The organism is Paenibacillus oleatilyticus (assembly GCF_018998565.1).
In the GTDB taxonomy this organism is placed as follows: Bacteria; Bacillota; Bacilli; order Paenibacillales; family NBRC-103111; genus Paenibacillus_G; species Paenibacillus_G oleatilyticus.
Genome location: NZ_JAHNZO010000010.1, coordinates 17,102 through 40,715 on the forward strand (window position 1 = coordinate 17,102; position 23,614 = coordinate 40,715).

General features: G+C 54.8%; 21 protein-coding genes. 15 read left to right on the top strand and 6 right to left on the bottom strand.

The window, feature by feature from the left end:
• Positions 1-238 precede the first annotated feature (238 nt).
• Positions 239-1,417: an oxalate decarboxylase family bicupin gene (locus KQX66_RS14540; protein ID WP_216793569.1), complete on the top strand. Its 1,179-nt coding sequence runs from the start codon at positions 239-241 to the stop codon at positions 1,415-1,417.
• On the opposite strand, the gene KQX66_RS14545 is transcribed toward KQX66_RS14540, so the two are convergent.
• Positions 1,414-1,788 (bottom strand): VOC family protein, encoded by a 375-nt coding sequence (locus KQX66_RS14545; RefSeq protein WP_216793570.1) that lies wholly within the window; start codon positions 1,786-1,788, stop codon positions 1,414-1,416. The two genes, KQX66_RS14540 and KQX66_RS14545, sit on opposite strands and share 4 nt — an antisense overlap.
• Positions 1,789-2,059: 271 nt before the next feature.
• On the opposite strand from KQX66_RS14545, the gene KQX66_RS14550 reads away from it, so the two are divergent.
• Positions 2,060-3,331, top strand: coding sequence for a stalk domain-containing protein (locus KQX66_RS14550; protein WP_216793571.1), 1,272 nt, complete (start codon positions 2,060-2,062; stop codon positions 3,329-3,331).
• A gap of 72 nt (positions 3,332-3,403) precedes the next feature.
• On the opposite strand, the gene KQX66_RS14555 is transcribed toward KQX66_RS14550, so the two are convergent.
• The 3 genes from KQX66_RS14555 to KQX66_RS14565 form a co-directional block, all read right to left on the bottom strand.
• Positions 3,404-4,111 (bottom strand): RluA family pseudouridine synthase, encoded by a 708-nt coding sequence (locus tag KQX66_RS14555; protein WP_216793572.1) that lies wholly within the window; start codon positions 4,109-4,111, stop codon positions 3,404-3,406.
• A 3-nt stretch (positions 4,112-4,114) separates the two neighbouring features.
• Positions 4,115-4,978 carry a class I SAM-dependent methyltransferase gene (locus KQX66_RS14560; RefSeq protein ID WP_216793573.1) on the bottom strand — a complete coding sequence of 288 codons (864 nt, stop codon included), beginning with the start codon at positions 4,976-4,978 and terminating at the stop codon, positions 4,115-4,117.
• A 184-nt stretch (positions 4,979-5,162) separates the two neighbouring features.
• Complete coding sequence (locus KQX66_RS14565; protein ID WP_216793574.1) at positions 5,163-6,290, bottom strand: peptidylprolyl isomerase; 1,128 nt, start codon at positions 6,288-6,290, stop codon at positions 5,163-5,165.
• Between the two features lie 214 nt (positions 6,291-6,504).
• Between KQX66_RS14565 and glgB the strand changes: the two genes are divergently transcribed.
• The 4 genes from glgB (at position 6,505) to glgA (ending at position 12,310) form a co-directional block, all read left to right on the top strand.
• Positions 6,505-8,445: a 1,4-alpha-glucan branching protein GlgB gene (gene glgB / locus KQX66_RS14570; protein ID WP_216793752.1), complete on the top strand. Its 1,941-nt coding sequence runs from the start codon at positions 6,505-6,507 to the stop codon at positions 8,443-8,445.
• Positions 8,438-9,607 (top strand): glucose-1-phosphate adenylyltransferase, encoded by a 1,170-nt coding sequence (locus KQX66_RS14575; protein ID WP_216793575.1) that lies wholly within the window; start codon positions 8,438-8,440, stop codon positions 9,605-9,607. The genes glgB and KQX66_RS14575 overlap by 8 nt, the downstream gene beginning before the upstream one ends.
• A 6-nt stretch (positions 9,608-9,613) precedes the next feature.
• Positions 9,614-10,723: a glucose-1-phosphate adenylyltransferase subunit GlgD gene (glgD, locus tag KQX66_RS14580; protein WP_216793576.1), complete on the top strand. Its 1,110-nt coding sequence runs from the start codon at positions 9,614-9,616 to the stop codon at positions 10,721-10,723.
• 141 nt (positions 10,724-10,864) lie between these two features.
• Entirely contained in the window at positions 10,865-12,310 is a 1,446-nt protein-coding gene (glgA, locus tag KQX66_RS14585; RefSeq protein WP_216793577.1) for a glycogen synthase GlgA, read from the top strand.
• Positions 12,311-12,390: 80 nt separating this feature from the next.
• Here the strand turns inward: glgA and KQX66_RS14590 are convergent, their stop codons facing one another.
• A complete protein-coding gene (locus KQX66_RS14590) occupies positions 12,391-12,651 on the bottom strand; it encodes a hypothetical protein (protein WP_308647238.1) in 261 nt (86 codons plus the stop codon).
• Positions 12,652-13,044: 393 nt separating this feature from the next.
• Here KQX66_RS14590 and KQX66_RS14595 point away from each other — a divergent pair, with 393 nt between their 5' ends.
• Positions 13,045-14,346 (top strand): Nramp family divalent metal transporter, encoded by a 1,302-nt coding sequence (locus tag KQX66_RS14595; protein ID WP_216793754.1) that lies wholly within the window; start codon positions 13,045-13,047, stop codon positions 14,344-14,346.
• Between the two features lie 135 nt (positions 14,347-14,481).
• The gene (locus KQX66_RS14600; protein WP_216793578.1) at positions 14,482-15,159 is read left to right on the top strand and encodes an MOSC domain-containing protein; all 678 of its coding nucleotides are present in this window, start codon (positions 14,482-14,484) and stop codon (positions 15,157-15,159) included.
• A 90-nt stretch (positions 15,160-15,249) separates the two neighbouring features.
• On the opposite strand, the gene KQX66_RS14605 is transcribed toward KQX66_RS14600, so the two are convergent.
• Positions 15,250-15,813, bottom strand: coding sequence for a nitroreductase family protein (locus KQX66_RS14605; protein WP_216793579.1), 564 nt, complete (start codon positions 15,811-15,813; stop codon positions 15,250-15,252).
• Positions 15,814-16,001: 188 nt separating this feature from the next.
• Here KQX66_RS14605 and cls point away from each other — a divergent pair, with 188 nt between their 5' ends.
• The 7 genes from cls to nagA all read left to right on the top strand — a co-directional run bounded on the left by cls (position 16,002) and on the right by nagA (position 23,609).
• The gene (gene cls, locus KQX66_RS14610) at positions 16,002-17,447 is read left to right on the top strand and encodes a cardiolipin synthase (protein ID WP_216793580.1); all 1,446 of its coding nucleotides are present in this window, start codon (positions 16,002-16,004) and stop codon (positions 17,445-17,447) included.
• Between the two features lie 181 nt (positions 17,448-17,628).
• Positions 17,629-19,017, top strand: coding sequence for a S8 family peptidase (locus KQX66_RS37410; protein WP_216793581.1), 1,389 nt, complete (start codon positions 17,629-17,631; stop codon positions 19,015-19,017).
• A 25-nt stretch (positions 19,018-19,042) separates the two neighbouring features.
• A complete protein-coding gene (locus KQX66_RS14620; protein WP_216793582.1) occupies positions 19,043-19,798 on the top strand; it encodes a hypothetical protein in 756 nt (251 codons plus the stop codon).
• A 30-nt stretch (positions 19,799-19,828) separates the two neighbouring features.
• Positions 19,829-20,407: a histidine phosphatase family protein gene (locus KQX66_RS14625; protein ID WP_216793583.1), complete on the top strand. Its 579-nt coding sequence runs from the start codon at positions 19,829-19,831 to the stop codon at positions 20,405-20,407.
• 30 nt (positions 20,408-20,437) lie between these two features.
• On the top strand, positions 20,438-21,460 hold the full coding sequence (locus tag KQX66_RS14630; protein ID WP_216793584.1) for a S8 family peptidase: 1,023 nt from the start codon (positions 20,438-20,440) through the stop codon (positions 21,458-21,460).
• 138 nt (positions 21,461-21,598) lie between these two features.
• Positions 21,599-22,363, top strand: a complete 765-nt coding sequence (locus KQX66_RS14635; RefSeq protein WP_216793585.1) for a class I SAM-dependent methyltransferase — start codon at positions 21,599-21,601, stop codon at positions 22,361-22,363.
• Positions 22,364-22,460: 97 nt separating this feature from the next.
• The gene (gene nagA / locus KQX66_RS14640; RefSeq protein WP_216793586.1) at positions 22,461-23,609 is read left to right on the top strand and encodes an N-acetylglucosamine-6-phosphate deacetylase; all 1,149 of its coding nucleotides are present in this window, start codon (positions 22,461-22,463) and stop codon (positions 23,607-23,609) included.
• Positions 23,610-23,614: the final 5 nt, after the last annotated feature.

Here is a 23,614-nt window from a genome sequence, read left to right on the forward strand (position 1 = left end):
GATGCTGGAACATTCGCGGCCTTTCTGGTTTGCAGGCAATAACTTTTTTTGTAAATCCATCATACCATATCCCCGCTTGCTTTGAAAAGACGTTCGGCGATTTTGTACAACCTTGTCGGATGACGGCGCATGGTCTTTTTCCAATTTCGTCACATATGCGCCGAACGCCGCTCATAGACTTATATACTGGGGCGAAGAACGTCGACGGATTCGATTCGGAAGCAGAGGAGTGTGTTCCATGGATAGACGACCTTTGGAACATTGCGGCTTTGTGCATGTGCCGCAGCCGATAAGGGAGGATGGCGCAGGCGCGGACGATCCCGGGCCGAGGGATGTGCTGCGGGACCTGGAGAATCCGAACATGCTGGTTCCTCCGGTAACTGACGCCGGCACGGTCCCGAATCTGAAGTTTTCCTTCTCCGATACCCATATGCGGCTCGAGCCTGGCGGATGGTCCCGGGAAGTTACGGTAAGAGAGCTGCCCATCTCAACCACGATCGCAGGGGTCAACATGCGGTTGACACCGGGGGGCGTGCGCGAGCTGCATTGGCACAAAGAGGCGGAGTGGGCGTTCGTCATGATCGGCAGGGCGCGGATCACTGCGGTCGATCAGAACGGCCGCAATTTTATTGCCGATGTAGGCGTCGGAGACCTGTGGTACTTTCCTCCCGGCATTCCGCATTCCATTCAAGGGCTGGAAGAAGGCTGCGAGTTTCTGCTCGTGTTCGACAACGGCAACTTCTCCGAGAACGATACGTTCTCCATCTCCGATTGGCTGGCGCATACGCCCAAGGACGTGCTGGCGGCAAATTTCGGCGTGCCCGAAAGCGCCTTTGCGCATATTCCGAAGCGGCAGCGCTACATGTTCCAGGCCCCGGTGCCGGGTCCGATTCCAACACAGCAGGTTCCCGATCCGTACGGCAACGTCCCGCAGAGCTTCACCTACAGGCTGCTAGCGCAGGAGCCGATTCGGACGCCGGGCGGAACGGCGCGGATCGTGGATTCCAGCAATTTTCCCGTCTCTGTGACTATTGCCGCCGCGCTGGTGGAGATTGAACCGGGAGGCATGCGGGAGCTGCACTGGCACCCGAACAGTGATGAATGGCAGTACTACCTGACGGGTCAGGGCCGGATGACCGCATTCGCAGCGAACGGTACAGCCCGCACATTCGACTACAGAGCCGGCGACGTAGGCTATGTGCCCGCCGCTTTCGGCCACTATATTCAGAATACCGGCAGCGAAACCCTGTGGTTTCTGGAAATGTTCAAGAGTTCGCGCTTCGCCGACGTGTCGCTCAATCAATGGATGGCGCTGACTCCGAGCGAGCTGATTCAGGATACCTTGTTCGTCGGTCCGGAGCTGCTGGAAGCGCTGCGAAAGGAGAAGTGGCCGGTTGTCAAATACCCCAGGTCTTAAGCGTTCGGGTTCGGCTGTATGGCGCCCCAGAGATTTCCGCTCGGGTCGTAAAACTTCAGTACCCAGCCGAACCCTTCGTCCTTGTAAAAAGCGATTCGCGCGCCTATCCCCTTAAGCCTGTCGTGAAGAGCATGAATATCCGACGTGCGATACAGCAGCACCGGCATCGTTTCTCCACCGACTGTGAAATTGGCGTGCGTTTCCTCACGGGTTTCCCACAGCATCAGCATAGGACCGGAAGACAAGGTCAAGAAGGCGTGTCTTCCCGCTGTTTGGCCTTCCAAGCGGAATCCGAGATGAAGCGTGTACCATTGAACCGCTTCCTCCACGTTATGGACGGGGATTTGCATATGCTCTATACGTTCTAGCATCGGATAAAGAAGCCTCCTTAGGACGGGCGGTGCAACTAGAAGTCACCCGGTCTTCAAATTGGAATATCATGTAATTATGATAACAAACATTTGTTCTTAGGGGAATAAGCTTTCTCTATTTCAAGGAAGTAAAACCAATGTAGGAAAAAGCTCCCGGCCGGATGGGTCGGCAGATTCATTTTTTGCATGAAAAGAAGGAAATGCATTCCATCTATCGAAGTACTTGCTCCTGTATGTCATATCTTACATACTTACAAGCAGGAGGAACGCTATGACGAAGAAAAACACCATGATAACGATGGCGCTGCTGGCCGGTTTTGCGGCGGCGAGCGTCATCCCGGCAAACGCCGTGCCTCAAGCGTATGCGGCGAATTACGATAAGGCGCTCATTCAGGAGGTCAACGATCGGTACGAACGGCTGGAAGCGAAATACCGGGGGATGTACGACGAAGACAAAAAGAAATCGACCGATGCTTACAACGCTTTCTACGAGCAAATTCATGGCGAACAGCGCACGTTCGATAAGCTGATCGAAGAGGACCTCGACTACTTGACGACGCTGTTGGACAAGGATTATAAGAGTCTGGCCGAACAATACAGCGGCAGCAGCTATCGCGATGCCCTGAACGCGTACAAGCGGGAAATCAATCCGAATTACTCGTCCGGAGCGCTGTGGAAATATGCGACGGGCAATAACGAGAACTATTCGTCAAGCACGCATTGGAACTTCGCTACGCAAATCAATGAAAATTACAGCTCGTCGCTGATGTGGAAATATCATAACGAGAACAATCCGAACTATTCGGGAAGCACCATGTGGGGCTTTTCCAACGAAATGAACCCGAGCTACTCCGGCAGCAAGATGTGGGAGCTTCATAACGAGTCGAACGAGAATTACTCCGGCAGCACGATGAACAAGTACCGTCACGGCAGCTTGTCACGGGCGGATGCGGAGGAAAAAATCAATAAAATCTTGACCGATGGCGAAAAAGACCTGCAATCGATTCGGGATAAAGCCGTCGCTTCGTTGGAGAAAACGCAAAAGAATACGATTCAAGAGCTGACAGCTCTGCGCGATACGACGGTGAAGAAGGTGCTGCGCCAGCGCTCCGATTCCCTGGAGGAAATTATGGCGCTCCGTAAACGGCATTTCGGCGGGGGGCTGGAGATCAAGCCGCTCTACATCAGCTTCGATGCCATCAAAGTGATGATCGATGGGGAGCTTCAAACCTTCGAGCAGCCTCCGGTTAACAAGGACGGCAGCGTACTGGTGCCGATGCGTGCGATTTTCGAGCGGCTCGGCGCAGTGATTTCCTGGAACGAGACCGAACGTTCGGTGACGGCGACCAAAGGCGGCACGACGATCTACCTGCAAATCGGCAGCACGCAGCCGACGGTGAACGGGACACCGAAGCCGCTGGAAGTTCCGGCGCAGCTCGTCAATTCCAGCACGATGGTGCCGGTACGCTTCATCAGCGAGGCCCTTGGCAGCGAAGTGAGCTGGGACCAGGCGGCCCAGACGGTGTTTATCAAGACGAAATAAAGGCCATATATATCGAAAAAGTAAAACCTCCGACACCACCTGAATCGTGGTTTCGGAGGTTTTATCGCGTCTTTAGACCGCTCCTGCGGCTTTCAGGTCCCAGAGCAGCCAAGGAAAGGCTCCCGGCGGCTCCGACGTGAAGCGGAGCGCTTCTTGCGTCACCGGGTGCGTGAATTCGAGCAGGGTAGACCACAGCGCGATCTGCTGACCGGGTTTCGCCTGGGCACCACCGTACCGCTGATCGCCTACGAGCGGGCAGCCAATGGCCGCGAACTGGACGCGGATTTGGTGCGGCCGTCCGGTGTGCAGTTCTACCTGCACGAGCGACAAGCCGTCCCGGCCGGACAGGACGCGGTAATCGAGTACCGCCTCCTTGGCACCGGTCTTCGAGGCGGGAACGACGGATACCATATTGGTCTTGGTATCTTTCAGCAAATGATGCCGCAGCGTTCCTTGAGGCTCTTTGGGCCGCCCGTTCACGACGGCGGTGTACACCTTGCGGATCGTACGCGTACGGACCGCATCGGAGAGCCGGGAGGCCGCCTTGGAAGTTTTGGCGAATACCATGACGCCTCCTACCGGTCGATCGAGCCGATGAACCAAACCGAGGTACACGTTGCCCGGCTTCTTGTGCCGTTCCTTGAGATCGGCTTTGATCAGCGTCAGCAGATCGGGGTCGCGGGACGCGTCCTCCTGCGTCGGAACGTTCGGCGGCTTAACGACGACGATCACGTGATTGTCCTCGTAGAGCACCGGCACGTGCGGATGAGAGCCGCCCATACGCTAAGCCTCCCAGCGGCCGAGAATGCCGCACGGCAAAGTCAGCTTCGAGGCCGTAATCGGCAGGCCGATCTCGCCGCAAGTGATCGTTCCGCCATGGCTCCGGCCGAGAGACAAGGCAAGCGTGTTGTGAAGCACCGTGGCGGAAATACCCGTCGTATAGGAATTGATGAGGAAAAACAAAGGCTTGTCCGTCAAAATGCTCATGCACGTTTCCACAAACGGATACAGGTTCGTCTCCAGCTTCCACGTTTCGCCGTTTGGTCCGCGTCCGTAGGACGGCGGGTCCATAATAATCGCATCGTATTTGCTGCCGCGGCGCTGCTCGCGCTGGACGAATTTGAACACGTCGTCCGTAATGAAGCGCACAGGACGGTCCCCGAGACCGGACAGCTGCAGGTTCTCTTTCGCCCACTGCACGACGCCCTTGGATGCGTCGACATGGCATACCTCGGCGCCCGCCGAAGCGCACGCGACGGAAGCGCCGCCGGTATAAGCGAACAGATTCAGCACGCGGATCGGCCGGCCGGCGCTGCGGATTTTATCCATCATCCAGCTCCAGTTGACAGCTTGCTCCGGGAACAGGCCGGTGTGCTTGAAGCCGGTCGGTTTAATATGAAACGACAATCCGCGGTACGAGATCGTCCACCGCTCGGGAATGTCCTTGCGGTATTCCCAGCTGCCGCCGCCGCTGGAGCTCCGGTGGTAATGGGCATCGGCTGCGCGCCATACGCCCGTCTCCTTGGGCAGCGGCCAAATAATCTGCGGATCGGGACGCCGCAGCACGATACTGCCCCAGCGCTCCAGCTTCTCACCGCCTCCGGTGTCGATCAATTCGTAATCTTTCCAATCTTGTGCTGCAAACATAAGTAGCGACCATCCTTTAATTTGATTTCCAGTCTCAGCATTGCCCATTCGGCAGAGCCGTTATTCTTCAACATTTTACACGATTCCGGCAGACGAATCCATCGGCCGGACGCAAAAAACCGGAGACGCCCCGAAAGAGCGCTCCGGCTTGTTCATCATTGTGCGATTTTTTTCGTAAAATGTATTACTTTGCCTTAGGCAGGTCGAGCTTCTCGATCAATCCCGGCAGCTCTTGATCCATAAACGTTCGGTAAGCTTTGGTCATCGTGTCATTCTTAAGCTCGTCCTTCACTTCGTCGAACGATTGCGTGGAACGGGCTTCGACGCGCATGATATGGTAGCCGTACTCGGTCTCGATCGGATCACTGATCTTGTTCAGCTCCAGCTCGGTAGCCGCTTTCTTAAACGCCTCAGTCCAATCCGTTACCGGCTGGTTTTCGTACAACCCGCCCGTATCTTTGGAGCCCGGGTCATCGGTATACTGCTTGGCCAGTGCGGCGAAATCCTCGCCGTTTTTCAGCTTTGCGGCGATGTCGATCGCCAGCTTCTTGGCGTCATCCTTCGAGCGCTCTTTGCCGGCGGAATCCTCGAAGCCGATCAAAATATGCCGCACGGACGCTTTCACGTACTCGCCGGTTTTCGCTGCAATGGCGGCATCGTAGGTTTCTTTCAGCTTCGCGTCGGTCGCTTGGGCGGAGAGGGCCTCTCCGGCGGCGAGGTAGAGGCCGAGATAGTCGCGCACATCCTGCTCGCTCAATCCTTCCTTGGCCAGCAAGGAGGCAATGTCCTCGGTTTGGTGCAGTTCGATCAAAAATTTTTTTATTTCCCCGTATTCTTTGTCGACTTCAGCGGGGAGGGCGGCTTTCTGCTCCGCGGTAATCCGCCCTGCTAACAATTTGTAGGCGATCATATGCTTTAGGAACTGTTCGTCAACCTCTCCGGAACTATTCAGCAAGTGCAAGACCGAAGCGAACTTGTTGGCCTCGCCCCATGTCATCTGCCCGCCCTTGTAGGTTGCGACGACGGCGTTCGGATCGCCTTTCTTGCCGACCCAGATCGTCCCGCTGTTCTCGTCCCAGCTGACATCCTTGCCGAGCGCTTCGCTGACGAATCGGAGCGGCACGTAGGTCGTGCCGTTATAGATGAAACCTTGCCCCTGCTCGTCGGTCGGTTTTTTCTCTACACCGTCGAACATATATTTGAGCTGCTTAAAATATACCTCAATTTGAGTGCCGCTCGCATAGGCGACCGATCCCGTCAGCATAACGCCCAGCGATAAGCCCAGCGCCAAACCTTTCAGCTTGTCATTCATACATTAATCCATCCTCTCTCTTTGGGTGTGACTTACTACTTCCACAAAGGGAAGCAAAATCCTTTTTTTTCATCTTTTCGGAATGACGCCGTTTTTGCCAAATTCTGAATTCACGAAGAATTTGCACTTTTCAGACAGGAATTTATTCAAGCGCGTAGTATTTGTGTAAGTAGAGACAGAAACAATCATCGAAAAGGGGGATGAACGGAACGTGATGAGCTTGATCCCCGGTCCGGAGGACTTGTATCTGTTCCACGAAGGCAATTTATTCCGAAGCTACCGGATGCTTGGCGCCCACCTGGCCGAGTCGGAGGGGGAACGCGGCGTCCGCTTCGCCGTCTGGGCCCCTCACGCCCGCGAGGTCCGGGTGGTCGGCGACTTCAATTGCTGGGACGGCTCGGGTCATGCGATGCACAAGGTCAGCACCTGGGGCGTCTGGTCGTTGTTTGTGCCCGGCGTCCGGGAAGGAGAGTACTACAAATACGAAATCGTCACCTCTGCCGGAACGCTGCTGTATAAAGCCGATCCGTACGCGTTCTGGTCCGAGCTCAAGCCGGGAACGGCTTCGCGCATCTGCTCCCTGGACGGCTACGAATGGACCGACCAGGAATGGCAATCGCGCAAAGCGTCCCAATCCGTTTACCGCTCCCCGTTAAACATCTATGAAGTGCATCTTGGCACCTGGAAAAAAAAGCCCGACGGTGCCTACTATTCCTACCGCGAACTCGCAAGCGAACTGGTCGATTACGTGAAAGAGATGGGGTATACCCATATCGAGCTGCTTCCGCTTGCCGAACATCCTTACGACCGGTCCTGGGGCTATCAGGCAACCGGCTACTATTCGGTCACCAGCCGCTTCGGCACGCCGAAAGATTTCATGTATTTCGTCGACTGCTGCCACCGGGCGGGGATCGGCGTCATTATGGACTGGGTGCCGGGCCACTTCGTCAAAGACGAGCACGGTCTGCGGCAGTTCGACGGCCAGCCGCTTTATGAGCACACCGATCCCGCCTTAGCCGAGAAGCCCGAATGGGGCACGCTCGCCTTCGATTTTTCCAAGCCGGAAGTCGTCAGCTTCCTGATCTCGAATGCGCTGTTCTGGATGGATATGTACCATATTGACGGACTGCGCGTCGATGCGGTCGCGAGCCTCCTTTATCTGAATTTCGGGAAGCCGCGCGAGCAGTGGATCAAGAACGTCGACGGGGGAGACGAGAATCCCGACGCGATCGCTTTCCTGAAAAAGTTGAACCGCACGGTATTCGCTTGCCATCCCGATGCGCTGATGATGGCCGAAGATTCGACCGCCTGGCCGCTTGTGACGGCGCCGGTCGATGCCGGTGGCCTCGGGTTCAACTACAAGTGGAATATGGGCTGGATGAACGACATGCTGAAATACATGGAGACGGACCCGTATTTCCGCCCCGGAAGCCACGGTCTGTTGACGTTCAGCTTCATGTACGCCTTCTCCGAGAACTATGTGCTGCCGCTGTCGCACGATGAAGTGGTGCACGGCAAGAAATCGCTGCTCAATAAAATGCCCGGAGATTACTGGCGGAAGTTCGCGAATTTGCGGGTGCTTTTCGGCTATATGATGGGTCATCCGGGCAAAAAGCTGCTGTTCATGGGCGGCGAATTCGGACAGTTTGACGAGTGGAAGGACCTGGAGGATCTGGATTGGGAGATGCTCGGCTACGACAGCCACCGCAGCATGCACCGGTACGTCCGGGACCTGAACCAATTGTATCTGCGCGAGCCGGCGCTGTGGGAGCTGGACCATCAACCGGAAGGGTTCGCCTGGATCGACCCCCACGACCAGCGCCAGAGCGTGACGACGTTTATGCGCAGCTCCGGCAATCCGGAGGACGTGCTCGTGATCGTCTGCAACTTTACGCCCGTGTATCATGCGAAGTACCGGATCGGCGTACCGTTCGCCGGAGAGTACGTGGAGCTGTTCAACAGCGACGCAGGCGAATACGGCGGCTCCGGCAAGCTGAATGAGGGTATGCTGCGGACGGAAAGCATTCCGTGGCACGACCGGCAGGACAGCCTGCATATTTCACTGCCTCCGCTGGCGGCCGTCATCTTCAAACCCGTCAAAATCAAACGCAGGCGTATCAATGCGACAATGAGGAGGGGGAAAGCCGATGCGTAAAAAAGAATGTGTGGCGATGCTGCTGGCCGGCGGGGAAGGAAGGCGTCTGGGCGTCCTGACGAGCAAGCTGGCGAAGCCTGCGGTTCATTTTGGCGGCAAATACCGGATCATCGATTTTACCCTCAGCAACTGCACGAACTCAGGCATCGACACGGTCGGTGTCTTGACGCAGTACCAGCCGCTGGTGCTGAACACGTATATCGGAATCGGATCACCGTGGGATTTGGACCGCAAGAGCGGCGGCGTGACGGTGCTGCCCCCTTATATGGAGCAAAGCGGCGGCGATTGGTACAAGGGAACGGCGAACGCGATCTACCGCAACATTTCGTTCATCGAGCAGTACGACCCGGAGTACGTGCTGGTCATCTCCGGCGATCATATTTACAAGATGGATTACGACCGGATGCTCGATTTCCATAAAAGCAAAGCGGCCGACTGCACGATCGCCGTCATCGAAGTGAAGTGGGAGGAAGCGAGCCGCTTCGGCCTGATGAGTACGGATGACGAAGACCGGATTACCGAGTTCGCCGAGAAGCCGAAGGAGCCGAAGAGCAACCTGGCTTCGATGGGCATTTATATTTTCAATTGGCAGGCGCTCAAGGAATACTTGATCAAGGATGAGGCCAATCCCGAATCGAGCAAGGACTTCGGCAAAGACGTCATTCCGCTGATGCTGAGCGACGGGCGGCCGCTCTTTGCGTATCCGTTTGAAGGCTACTGGAAGGATGTCGGGACGATTCAGAGCTTGTGGGAAGCCAATATGGACCTGCTGGAGGATGAGCCCGAATTCAACCTGAACGATAGGGAATGGCGCATTTATTCGGTTAATCCGTGCCAGCCCGGGCAGTACGTGGCTCCGACGGCGCAGGTGCGGCGGTCGCTGATCAACGAAGGCTGCTGCGTGTTCGGCGAGGTCGATCATTCCGTGCTGTTCTACGGCGTGGAGGTCGGCGAGGGCAGCGTCATCCGGGACTCCGTCATTATGCCGAACGTGACGATCGGCAGCAACGTGAGCATCCATAAGGCGATTATCGGCGAAGGAACGATCGTGGAAGACGGGTGCGTCATCGGACAACCGGACGGGGACGGCGGCGGGGATATTGTGTTGATCGGCAGCAACGAGCGTATCGGCAGGATCACAAGTGCCTCTGGGAAAGGGTGAAGCCGCATGAAGCGAATGATGGGCGTAATCAATCTTGTCAACGAGCGGGACGATTTGGAGGAGCTGACCTATTCCCGTTGCGTCGCGTCGGTGCCGTTCGGCGCAAGGTACCGGCTGATCGATTTTGCATTGTCCAACATGGTGAACTCGGGCATTGAGAATGTCGCCGTATTCACACAGCATAAATACCGGTCCCTGATGGACCATCTCGGGTCTGGAAAAGAATGGGACCTGGACCGCAAGCGCGGCGGATTGTTCATCCTGCCCGCCGTCCTTCACGGGGACACCGGACTGGCGCGGGGCGACCTGTTCCAGTTCTACAGCCACCGCGATTACTTTTACCGCGGGCGGCAGGATTATGTGATCATCTCCCGCAGCCATATCGTTTGCAATATCGACTACAATGCCGTGCTGGATTACCATCTGGAGAAGGGCGCCGACATCACGGTCGTCTACAAAAAATCGGACAACGACGAATGCGCCTCCTTCCGCCGGATGGCCATCAAGGAAGACGGCCGAGTCACGCTGATCGAAGACCATTCGGGACGGCTGCGTACCGACAACATATCGATGGAAATGTACGTCATGAGCAAAGAGCTGCTGCTCGATATGGTCGAATCGTGCCTCGCCCAAGGCTACGATCATCTCGTTCGCGACGGGATTATGAAGAACGTCGACAAGCTGGGCGTTTACGGCTACCTGCACGAAGGCCATACTGGCATAGTGAACACGATCCAAAGCTACTACAAGCACAGTATGCAACTGCTCAACCCGAAAATATGGCGCGAGCTGTTCTTCCAGAAGAACCTGATCTACACCAAGGTCAAGGACGAACCGCCGGCCCGCTACGCCGAGAACGCCCATGCCCGCAACGCGCTGATCGCCAACGGCTGCATCATCGAAGGCAAGGTGGAGAACAGCATCCTGTTCCGCGGGGTCAAAATCCGCAAGGGGGCATACGTCAAAAACAGCATCATTCTGCAAAACTGCGAGATTGAAGAAAATGTCATTATCGAGAACGCGATCTTGGATAAAGACGTGTTTATCAGCCGCGGCCGCGTGCTGACCGGCGATAAGCAAGCGCCGTTTATCGCTTCGAAGACGAAGGTGATTTAATAGATACCGGTGAAAAACAAGCGGAGCGGGCGGAATCGTTCCGGAGACACGTCAGACCGGTGGACCGGCAATCGGAAGACCGGTCCGCTCGCGAAGCGGTTTGTTGATTCACCGGATTTTAAAAAGGAGGGAGAGGAAGCCATGAAAGTGTTATTTGCCGCGTCAGAAGCCGTACCTTTTGTCAAGACGGGAGGACTTGCCGATGTCATCGGCTCGCTGCCCAAGGAGCTGGCGAAGCAGGGGATCGACGTCCGGGTCATCCTGCCCAAGTACGAGGACATTCCGGCACGTTTCACGGAACAGATGGAAACCGTCGCTTCCTTTACTCTCCAGATGGGCTGGAGAAACTTATACTGCGGCATTCAGAGGCTGGAGCACGAGGGAATTACGTTTTATTTTGTCGATAACGAATATTATTTCCGGCGCAAGGGCTGCTATGGCTACGGTGACGATGCGGAACGATTCGCCTTCTACTGCCGCGCGGTGCTTGACGCTCTGCCGCATATCGGTTATATGCCGGACCTGCTTCACTGCCACGACTGGCAGGCGGGTATGATTCCGGTGCTGTACAAGGCGCATTTCAGCCATCAGCCGCTGTATTCCCATCTCAAAACGATCATTACGATTCATAACCTGAAGTACCAGGGCGTCTTCGGCAAAGAGCAGTTTCAGGACTTTTTTGCCCTAGGCGAAGAGCATCTGCACGGGTATGCGCTGGAAATGCACGGCGGGGCGAGCTTCCTGAAGGGCGGTCTGCTGTACTCGGATTATATTACGACCGTCAGCCCGACGTATGCGGAAGAAATCCAGACGCCCTATTACGGGGAGCATCTCGATGGGCTGCTGCGCAGCCAAAGCAGCCGACTGCAAGGCATACTGAACGGGATCGATTACGAGGAATTCGATCCGATGACGGACCCGCATCTGGAGGTCAACTATCGGGATTCTTATGCGAAAAAGCAGGCGAACAAGCTGAAGCTGCAGGAGCGCCTTGGCCTCCCGGCCGACAAGGACGTGCCGTTGATCGCGCTGGTGACGCGTCTGGTTGACCAGAAGGGGCTGGCGCTCATCGATCGGGTGATTGCCGAACTGATGGCGCTTGACGCGCAGTGGGTCGTGCTGGGCACCGGAGAGCCGCGGTTCGAAGAGCTGTTCCGCTGGGCCGCTGGTGCGTTTCCGGACAAGCTGTCGGCGCAAATTTTGTTCGACGAAGCGCTAGCCCGCCAAATTTATGCCGGGTCGAATCTGTTCTTGATGCCCTCGCTCTTCGAGCCGTGCGGGATCGGCCAGTTGATTGCGATGCGGTACCGCTCCGTCCCGGTCGTCCGCGAGACCGGCGGGCTGCGGGATACTGTGACGCCTTATAACGAAACAACCGGGGAAGGGACTGGCTTCAGCTTTACGAATTATAACGCCCATGACATGCTGTACACGATCGAACGCGCCGTCCGGTTATATAGGGAGCCGGAGGTATGGACGAACTTGATGAACAACATCAAGAAAAAAGACTTCAGCTGGCGCAGATCGGCCCAGCAATATGCCGACTTGTACCGTCAGCTGGCGGCGGCATCGGAAGTTGGGCAGTGAGCGAACCCGCATCTTCGTCCAAATGGAGCGAAGGCCGGGCAGCGCTATTCATGTGCGCGTATCCGGCCTTCTTTTTTTGCTCAGGCGCCGTCAGGCTCCTCATCATAGTACATGGTCTCCCGGTTAAAGGAGCGGTTGATCGCCAGAAAGGCGTGCAGCAGTTCGAACAGCTCGGCCTGGTTCAGCACCAGCGCCGGCTTGCCTTCCGACCCTGCCGTGTCCGAAACCTGGAACAGGATCGACTTGTACGTCGGATTCATCCGAATTTCGAACTGATCTTTTTTTAGCACGCTTTCCCACATCGTCTCATCCAACCCTTTCGCTTTCGATGGTCGCTCCACGAATGGAACGCTGTTTCCTACGATATGCGCCGTGCTGCAGATGTATTCCCCGCTAGATTCTCGGTCAAGGTTTTATTCCCGCCGCGCCTCCAAAAAAATAATTCTTGACGAAAACGAATAGACGAGTAAAATTTTTAGTATAGAATTATTCTAATCTGAATAGTATTTTCTACGACTATTTTTTTACTCTAAAAGTTGCACTAGGACAACAAATTTAGCCCGGGACATGAATGTTAGATGATGACATCATTTTTTGACAGGGGCATCTTGTTGCTGGAATATATACAGATTGAGGTGTAGACCATGAATGAAGAACTGGGAGTACAAACGAAAATCGAACAAAGCCCGAGAACCAAAAGAAAAGAGCGTACGGAGAACGGCAGCGGCTGGAGATTGGAAAGAACGCAGCATACGCTGCCAGAAGTATACCGTTCCATGAAAATCCCGAAGAGCGGCAGCTGGATCAAAAAGTTTCTGGCCTTTGCCGGACCCGGTTACTTGGTTGCCGTAGGGTATATGGACCCGGGGAACTGGGCTACGGATATTGCCGGAGGCTCCTTATTCGGCTACTCGCTGTTATCGGTGATTTTGATCTCGAATCTGATGGCGATCCTGCTGCAGGCACTGGCCGGGAAGCTCGGAATCGTCACCGGGCGGGATCTTGCACAAGCATGCCGCGACCACTATAGCAAGCCGGTCTCGATGATGCTGTGGGTGCTGTGCGAGCTGGCCATTGCGGCGTGCGATTTGGCCGAGGTCATCGGCTCCGCCATTGCGCTGCAGCTGCTGTTCGGCATTCCGCTGCTGTACGGGGTTATGATCACCGTGCTGGACGTGCTGCTGGTGCTGCTGCTGCAAAACAAAGGTTTCCGTTACATCGAAACGTTGGTCATCGTGCTGATCGCGACGATCGGCGCCTGCTTCGCGGTCGAAATCTTTTTGTCCAAGCCGGACATCGGCGGTATCGCCATGGGATTCGTTCCGACGACGCAGATCGTCACCAATCCGGCAATGCTGTACATTGCCATCGGTATTTTGGGCGCGACCGTGATGCCGCATAACCTGTACCTTCATTCGTCGATCGTGCAAACGCGGCAATTCGAGCAGACGACGGCCGGGAAGCGGCAGGCGATCAAATATGCCACTTGGGACTCGACGATCGCGTTGTTTTTTGCGCTATTCATCAATGCGGCGATTCTGATCTTGTCGGCTGCGACCTTTCACCGGGCGGGCTTAACCGAAGTGGCGGAAATCAACGACGCTTATCAACTGCTGACGCCGCTGCTGGGAACCGCGCTCGGAAGCATTTTATTCGGCGTAGCGCTTCTGGCTTCCGGACAAAACTCGACGTTAACCGGGACGCTGGCCGGACAGATCGTCATGGAAGGCTTCCTCAATTTCCGGATGCCTTCATGGCTGCGTCGCTTAATCACGCGGCTGATCGCGATCATCCCTGCCGTCATCGTCACGGCGATTGCCGGAGAGAGCGGAACGGCAAAGCTGCTCATTCTCAGCCAAGTTATCTTATCTTTCCAACTGTCGTTCGCCGTCATACCTCTCGTAAAGTTTACGAGCGACAAGAAAAAAATGGGGGAGTTCGTCAACGCTCCGTGGCTGACAGTCTTATCCTGGATTGTGGCGATCTTCATCGCCGTCTTGAACGTTTACCTGCTCTACGCAACGTTCGCGGACTGATCAGCATGGGAATAGGAACGGAAATTGGAATTGGATGCTCTACGTTACGCTCCGATTGGTTCTTTTATACCGGCGTATTTTCCTGTATAGTGGAATGAATAATGCAATTTTCGATGGCAGGAGCTGGAACAAAGAATGATCAAGATTGTTTCTCTCAATGTAGGCAAACCGCAGTCCGTTCCGTTTGAGAAAAAAGAAGTGTCCACGGGCATTTACAAGCATCCGGTCGAGGGTGAGGTCTTCCTGACTTCCTTGAATTTCGACGGGGACGGACAGGCGGATCTCGTGCATCACGGGGGCATTGACAAAGCGGTGTGCGTCTATCCTTACGAGCATTATGCTTATTGGGCCAAGCAGCTCGGAAGAGAGCTGCAATACGGCGCATTCGGGGAAAATTTGACGACGCAGGGCTTGCTGGAAGACGACGTCTGTATCGGGGATACGTTTCAGGTAGGCGGTGCCGTCTTGCAGGTCAGCCAGCCGAGGCAGCCTTGTTTCAAGCTGTCGGTCAAATACGGTGTACCCGAGCTGCCGCTCTTGGTGCAGAACACCGGCTATACCGGCTATTACTTCCGGGTGCTGCAGGAAGGAAATGTCGCCGCAGGGGACGAGCTAATCTTGCTGGAGCGTCATCAGCACGGCAGAACGGTGACGTTCGGCAACCGCATGATGCATCATGAGAAGAACAACGCAGAAGGAATGCGCGCCTTGCTGGCTGTTGATCAGCTGTCCGACAGCTGGCGCAAAACGTTCGAGAAACGGCTGGGCGGCATCGAAACCGATACGAAGGAACGTTTGACCGGTCAAGCCTAAGGAGCCGGGCCTGGCGGCTTCGGCTTTATGAAAAAAAGGACGTGTCTCCATGTGATAAAAGCATGGGGCACGTCCTTTTTCCGATTCAGACTACAGCCACGTAGTTTTTTCCGTGAACGGCGTTCGCTTCGTCGGTGCAGCTTCGCCTTCGGGGTAGCCGACGCAAAGCGTGGCTATGATTTTCTGCCCTTCCGTTGCGCCTACGAATCGGTGAAGCCTTTCGTCCCGGACCAAGCCGACGCCCCGGGTTCTCCAAACCATCCCAAGGCCAAGCTCTTCAGCCGCCAGCCACATGGAATGGATGGCGCAGGCAACGGCGTATTCGTTGTCCTCGGACGCTTCCGTATCGCCCGGCACGATATCCGACGCGACAATAATAAGAAGCGGCGTATTCCGGACCGCCGCCATGGAAGCTTCGATCAGCTCCGGCTTCGTAGGAAACCGCTCCTTCAGGAAAGCAAGCGCCAGCTCGGTGTAGCGTTCTTTAGCCTCGCCGCGCACCACATAGAAGTGCCACGGCTCTCGAAGCCGGTCGTTCGGTGCCGAAGTCGCGGCATCGAGCAGCTTTTCGATTTTTTCCGTTTCGACTTCACGGGCTTGAAAATTGCGCACGGCTCTACGGCGGCGCAGCGCTTCCGCAATCGTATGATTCATAAGTTCCGTTCCTCCAAACCGTCCGATAAATGATGAAATCAAGAATGATGATCATCGATTATTGTATGCTTTTTCCGGCATGTTTTCAATTGCAGCGACGGCTTTACCCTGTTGCCCAGGTTAAGGTCCGGTGCTACAATGAGAGGACCATAAGGTCCGTTAGGCAGTGAAAAAAGGTGGCTGGCAGCTTGAACATCTTCGGAAATTTGTACTTCGTGCTTTCGTTTATCAACATCATGTTTGCGTTTGCCGTCATCTTCCTGGAGCGACGAAATATCGGAGTCACTTGGGCGTGGCTGATGGTCCTGCTGTTTTTGCCGGGGATCGGATTCGTCGCCTATTTGCTGTTCGGGCAAAACCTCAGCAAGCGCAAAATTTATAAAGCGCAGGAAGCGCAGCTGCACAACATGGCGCTGCTGGTCGAGAAGCAGATTGAAGCGGTCGCCATGCGCCGGATTGAATACCATGATCCGGTCATGTCCGATTACCACGATATGATCTATATGAATTTGCAGAACGGCTATGCCTTCTTTACGCAGGATAACCGGATCGACATTTTTACGGAAGGCAACCGCAAATTCGACTCGCTCTTCGAGGCGATCGCCGGGGCGAAGCATCACATTCATCTGATGTATTACATCGTCAGGGACGACGGATTGGGCCGAAGGCTGATCGCCGCGCTCAGCGAAAAGGCGAAGGAAGGCGTGCAGGTCCGTTTTTTATACGACGATATCGGGTGCGCGGGACTATCCAAACATTTCTTCCGGCCGCTTCTGGCGGCGGGCGGACAAGCGTCCGCCTTTTTCCCATCCCGTATTCCGTATGTGAACATGCGGTTGAACTTCCGGAATCACCGGAAGCTGGCGATCATCGACGGAACGTGCGGTTACATCGGCGGGTTTAACGTCGGGGACGAGTATCTGGGGCTGGATTCGCGGTTCGGTCCGTGGCGGGATACGCATCTGCGAATCGAAGGCAGCTCCGTTCTTCAAATGCAGGCACAGTTCATTATGGATTGGAATCTGGCTTCGCGAATCAAGCTAAACCCGGTCGCGGAATATTTCCCGCTGCCGATTCATGAGGGGGATGCCGGCGTGCAAATTTTATCGAGCGGCCCCAACAACGACCGGGAGCAGATCAAGAACGCCTATATTAAAGTGATCAACTCCGCCAAGGAGTCCGTTTATTTGCAGACGCCGTATTTCATTCCTGACGAAAGTTTGCTGAATTCGTTAAAGATGGCCGCGTTATCCGGGGTAGACATCAAAATTATGCTTCCTGCCGTACCCGATCATAAAATCGTATATTGGGCGTCATTCTCGTATTTGGGAGATCTGCTCGATGTCGGCGTCAAGTGCTACTTGTATCACCGGGGCTTCATTCATGCCAAGACGATCGTAGCCGACGGGAAAGTCGGGTCCGTCGGAACGGCCAACATCGATATCCGCAGCTTCAAGCTCAATTTTGAAGTCAATGCTTTGATCTACGGGGGAAATACCGCGTCCAAGCTGAAAAAAATATTTGAGCACGATTTGAAGCACTGCACGGAATTGACGCTGGAGCGGTATTACAGCCGTCCGCGCTTTCACCGCGCGCGCGAGTCGGTCACCCGGCTGCTGTCGCCGATCTTGTAAGCCGAAGATGTAGCGAAGCATCTTTGTCATAAATGATCTTAGCCGATATCGGAATTTCTCGATGTCGGCTTTTTGTTGTGGTTTCCGCGGCAGCCTCCTAAATTTTAGAGGGTATAGGCGGTTCATTGGAAGAGAAAATTATCAGAGGAACAGGCAAAAATTAAACTCCGGAGGTGTTCATGTGGGTCGTCAGCTTGTTGTTATCACAAAATCCGACAGCGACTTCCTATTTAGAGAAGGACGGGTCTCTGCAGAAACTCCGCCTGCCTTTGATTTGTTGGAGGTGCTTTCGTCCGAAGGCGCGTCCCTTCAGCCGGTATTTGAATTAAGCGGGGTTCATGGAGATGCGGTTCCTTCCGAAATCGACCGCAGCCGCTCTGATCTGTCCAGATATTATAGGGTAATGGCCCCCGAAGAAAAATTGGAGCAGTTGGCCGAACGTCTTCGGAAGCAAAACTTTGTCGAGGCGGCTTTTATAAAGCCGGATGCGGAGCCTGCACAGATCAGCGTGGAAACGGAGAACGAACTGCCCGCCTCCCCGGATTTGACGCCGCGGCAAAATTATCTTCAACCCGCTCCCGGGGGAGTCGACGCCTTATTCGCGTGGACACGGCCCGGAGGGCGGGGAGCCGGCGTCAACATTATCGATATTGAAGGAGCCTGGCAGTTTACGCACGAAGATCTCGGACAAAATCAGGGCGGCGTTGCTGGAGGTGTGCCCAAACGGGACTTGCATTGGAGAAATCACGGAACAGCGGTAGTCGGGGTGATGAGCGGCGACCAAAACGCGTTTGGCGTCACGGGAATATGTCCGGATGCCAAGGTCCGGGCCATATCCATCTTTGATTCCCAAGGAAATGCGAATTCCTCCACTGCGATTGTGCAAGCGGCCAACATGCTTAATCCGGGCGATATTATTCTAATCGAGCTTCATCGGCCGGGCCCTCGCGCTACGGGGGGCGGGCAACAAGGCTTTATTCCGATCGAATGGTGGCCGGACGATTTCGAGGCGATTAAATTCGCAACCAACCGCGGAATTATTGTTGTGGAAGCCGGGGGGAACGGAGGAGAAAATCTGGACGATCCGATTTATAATACCCCTTCCGCCGGATTTCCTTCAACATGGACCAACCCGTTTAACCGGAACAATCGAGATTCTGGCGCGATCGTTATCGGAGCCGGAGCTCCGCCCGAAGGAACGCATGGCCGCAATCACGGCCCGGACCGGTCGCGTTTGGATTTTTCGAATTACGGGCAAATCATGGATGCTCAAGCGTGGGGCCGAGAAGTTACCTCGACGGGATACGGTGATTTGCAAAGCGGAACCGATGAGAATAAGTGGTATACCGATTTATTTAGCGGGACCTCCAGTGCTTCTCCGATCGTGGTTGGGGTTATTGCCTGCCTGCAAGGGATATTGCGTGCCGGCGGAAGAGCCCTTCTAAATCCGAAGCAGGCTAGAGAACTGCTCCGAAGCACCGGGTCTCCCCAGCAGGATGCGCCTTCCCGTCCGCGAACCCAGAGAATCGGGACCCGTCCCGATCTGCGGCAGTTGATTTCCAGAATATGAAGGTTAGGGATCAGGTGATAAGACGATGACATCGAACGGCAAAATTCAATACGAAATGAAGCTTTTTCTCGTCCCTAGAAAAGTTCTAAATGCTAATCGGGAACTTCAACCAGATAGCTTGGTTGGCATAGCCTTTTCAGAGCATAAACAATGGAAAATTCATTTCTTGGAAACGCCTGACAGGGAACTGTTGAATACCGGCTGGATACTCCGTAATCGCATTAAAAAAGCCGATAAGGCCGAATTAACGTTTAAAAAACGGTTTCCAATCCGGCAGGATGATTTAAATCTAACGCTGGCGGAAGTGAGGCGGGAAGGATTCGATCTCGAAGACCCCAATCTAAAGCTGGAAGTGGACTGGGGATATGCCGCTAAAACATTGAGCCTTTCTTATGGTGTTGACATCACACGGCCCGATGCTGCCAGTTTATCGTCGGATGAATGGAAAATGTTGTTTGTGAATGAAGCGCCTGACGCATTTCTTCATTGGCAACAAGGCTGGGGCAGAAAAACGATCGATAAGACGATTGCATTAGGCCCCATCGAAGCCAAGAAATATAAAGCCGAATGGGAAGGGACGGAAGTTGTAATCGAAGTGTGGTCGATCGGTGAAGAATCCGTCGTGGAGATTTCTTTGGATACGACGGATGAATCTATTGCCGCGTTACGCCACGACCAGTTAGCGGCGTTTTTGAAGACCAATGGCTTGCTGATCGAACAAGATTTTTCGAAAACCCGATGGGCCATCGACAAGCTTCTGCCAGTACCTGCTGCATTCTAGATCAAACCGGAGAAGAGGGTTTCTGGAAAAATGACAAACTTGGAAAACTCTACAAATGAAGAAACGGACAGTGGGTTGCTGAAAGCTATTCGTCAAGGCGGATATGTACTTTATTTTCGTCATGCGAAGCCGGAAGATAACTCGGCAGGATCGGATTCGGGGCTCAGTGAATTAGGGAAGCAACAAGCCAAACAATTGGAAGCTCTATTCAAAGAGCAGAACATAACCGTCCAACTTCCTGTATTGACAAGCTCCGCCAATCGCGCGCGGCAAACGGCAGAAATGGCGTTCGGCGTGCAGAACGTCAAAGTCGAGCCTGCGCTTTATCAGATAGGAGTACTTCAATCGGAGCATCCGAATGAAGCCGAACAGAGCGTGAAGACACGTTTGCTTCACATCTTGGAGTCAAGACCTGCCAATGGCTCGAATACGGTTCTAATCGGGCACCACTTTACGTTCGGAGATGCGTTTCCGGAGCTTCCGTATCTGGGCATGGTTATTTTGGAGCCGGCAGGGCAGGGGAAAGGATATCGATTCCTAAGCATGATCCGTCTGGAGCAATTCGCGAAATGGTCGGAAGAACATCGTCCGGAGCAAGTGCTGGTCTAAATACGAAATAACCAAACGGAGGAACACAGAATGCCAAACTTCAGCTTTATTCCGTATACGGTTGAATCGACATTGACTGCCGTAAATGAAATTCCGGAAGGCGTCAAAATGATCCAGGCGCCGGAAATTTGGGAGGAGAGCAGGAAAGGAACAGGCGTTGTCGTAGCTGTCATTGACAGTGGCTGCGATGTGAATCATCCCGATTTGAAAGACCGGATTATCGGCAAGCAAAATTTTGCCCAAGGCGAGGGCGGCGTGGACGATGTGACGGATTACAGCGGTCATGGCACGCATGTAGCCGGAACGATAGCCGCAACGGAAAACAATACCGGAGTACTGGGAGTGGCGCCTGGGGCAAAATTGCTCATTTTAAAAGTGATGAAACGTATTCTGAGGAACGGTCAAACCGTCTTTGGCGCAACGAATGAAAGCATTGCACAAGCTATTCGATACTGTGTGACATGGAGAGGCCCCAACAACGAACGGGTCAGGGTCATCAATATGTCCTTGGGCGGACCGGAACATGATCCTGAATTGCATAAAGCGGTCCAAGATGCGGTCCTAAGTGACATCCTGGTTGTTTGCGCGGCAGGGAACGAAGGAGATTTCAATCGCGGAGGCGATTGCAGCCCCGTTGGGGACGAATTTAGCTATCCGGGCGCGTATCCGGAAGTCGTGTCGGTAGGGGCCATTGGTTTGGACGGGAAATTCCCATGCTTTCCGAATACAAATCTGGAAGTAGATGTCGTGGCGCCGGGAGTTAATATTTTGTCCACGTATACTAATCCCCCATACGCCAAACTTAGCGGGACCTCGATGGCATCGCCGCATGTGGCCGGGGCCGCGGCTCTGCTAATCAATTGGTGCGAGCAAAAATTCGGAAGGCCTTTTTCTGAGCCGGAAATTTATGCGCAGTTGATTAAAAGAACCGATGCGCTTGGGAATGACCCGAAGCTTGAAGGGAATGGTTTACTTGTTTTGGCTGGTAGATGCTCAGCTTCTCCTGAACGTTCCGGCCCTATTGAAACACGTGAACCGGTTTTATCACGTTAGATCGGAGAAAATTGTTATAATCGTTGAATAAAATGAATTTTTATTCCATAATGAATAGCGAGGCCTGTCGGACGCTTTGACGTTGCGGCGGCGCAGCGCTATTTTTTTGTTTTCATACCGAAAACAGGGGTGAAAAAGGTGATTCAACCTGCTCCAACCGAATTCGAATACTACTTGAACGAGACCGATCAACCGTTTGCCGGATGGGATTTCTCGCGTCTGACCGATACGGGAAGAATGCGGGAGTTTCCGCTTCGCTGGAATTATTACGTTCACGTCCGGGAACGGCTGTCCGCTGTCCGGTCGCTGCTGGACATGGGCACGGGAGGAGGTGAGTTTCTCGCTTCGCTCGCGCCGCTTCCGGCGGATACCGTGGCGACCGAAGGCTACGAGCCGAATATCCCGGTTGCCGCAGAACGGCTGAAGCCGCTGGGCGTACCGGTCGTGCGGGTGAAAGACGACGAGCGTCTTGCATTGGAGGACGCCCGATTTGAGTTGGTCATCAACCGTCACGAATCGTTCGCTCCGCAGGAAGTCGCCCGCATCCTGAAGCCGGGCGGCACGTTTCTAACGCAGCAGGTAGGTGGGGACAACGATCGGGAAATCAACGATTGGCTCGGCGCACACCCGTTCGAGCTTGCCGATTGGCGCCTTGAAGCGGCGGCGGAGGGGCTGGAGCGTGCCGGACTGCGGATCACATCTCGCGACGAGGAACGCACGAAGACGAGGTTTTACGATATCGGAGCCATCATTTATTATTTGCGGGCGATCCCGTGGCAAATTCCGGATTTCTCTGTCCAAAAGTATGAAGGCGCCCTGAGAGAAATACATGCCCATGTCCGGAAGCGCGGCTATATCGATACGACGTGCAGCCGGTTTATTTTGACGGCCGTCAAGCCGTGAGTTGAGTGCTTGGATCGGGACAAATTTTTTTGTTCGATGCGGGATTCCCGTCATTGCCATGATTTGAATTCTATTATACTTGGAGGTCGTACGTCCCATGACAAACCGTTGGATAACGAACGTTCGGGTTGCGCTTGCCGATCAAGTGCTGCCGCTGGCTTCCGTGCTCGTAGAAAACGGGCGGATCGCCGCGGTGAAGGAAGGGGGGCATGAGGGGCCGAACGTCATCGACGGCCAAGGCGGGCTGCTGATTCCCGGGATGATCGACGTCCACATCCATGGAGCGGACGGCTTCGACATGATGGACGGTACGTCCGAAAGCATTGAAGCGGTGTCCCGCGCTTGCGTGCGGACCGGCTGCACTTCGTTTCTGGCGACTTCGGTCAGCTCGACGATCGAACAGCTTCTGGCGATGATCGAGCACGTGAGCCATGTGGCCGGGCACGAACCCGGAGCGCGGATTGCCGGAATCCACATGGAAGGGCCGTATCTGCATCCGAAGCGGAAAGGCATGCAGAATGAGCGCTACCTGCGGCATCCCGATCTCGCGGAAATGGAAGAGATCCTCCGGCGGACGGGCGATCTGATGAAAATGGTGACGTTGGCTCCCGAGCTTCCCGGCGGCAAAGAGCTTGTGGCGTATTTGGCTGCCAAAGGAATCATCGTTGCTCTGGCGCACTCCGATGCGACGTACGAGGAAGCGAAAGAGGCGTTCGCGCTGGGCGCCAGTCACATGACGCACTGCTTCAACGGGATGCGGCCGATTCATCATCGCGAACCCGGTCTCATCGTTGCGGCGCTTGAGGACGAGCGCGTCAGCTTGCAAGCGATTGTCGACGGCGTCCATCTGCATCCGGCTATCGTCCGGCTGATGCACCGGGTGAAAGGCCCGGAAGGCATGGTGCTCATTACCGATGCGCTGCAGGCGATGGGGCTTGGTGACGGCACGTACTTGTTCGGCGGCCATCAGGTGGAGGTGAAAGACGGCGTCGCCCGGCTGCAGGACGGCTCGCTTGCCTCCAGCACGGTCACGATGAACATGGCGCTCCGCCAGACGGTAGAGCTGGGCATCCCGCTGCATGAAGCCGTAGCGATGGCTTCGACGACACCGGCCCGCATTCTCGGCTTAACCGGCAAAGGGCGAATCGAGCCGGGCGCCGACGCCGATATCGTGCTGCTGGACGCGGACTATAACGTCCGCTGGACGATGATCGAAGGCGAAATTGTGTACGGCCAAGCGAAATAAACGAA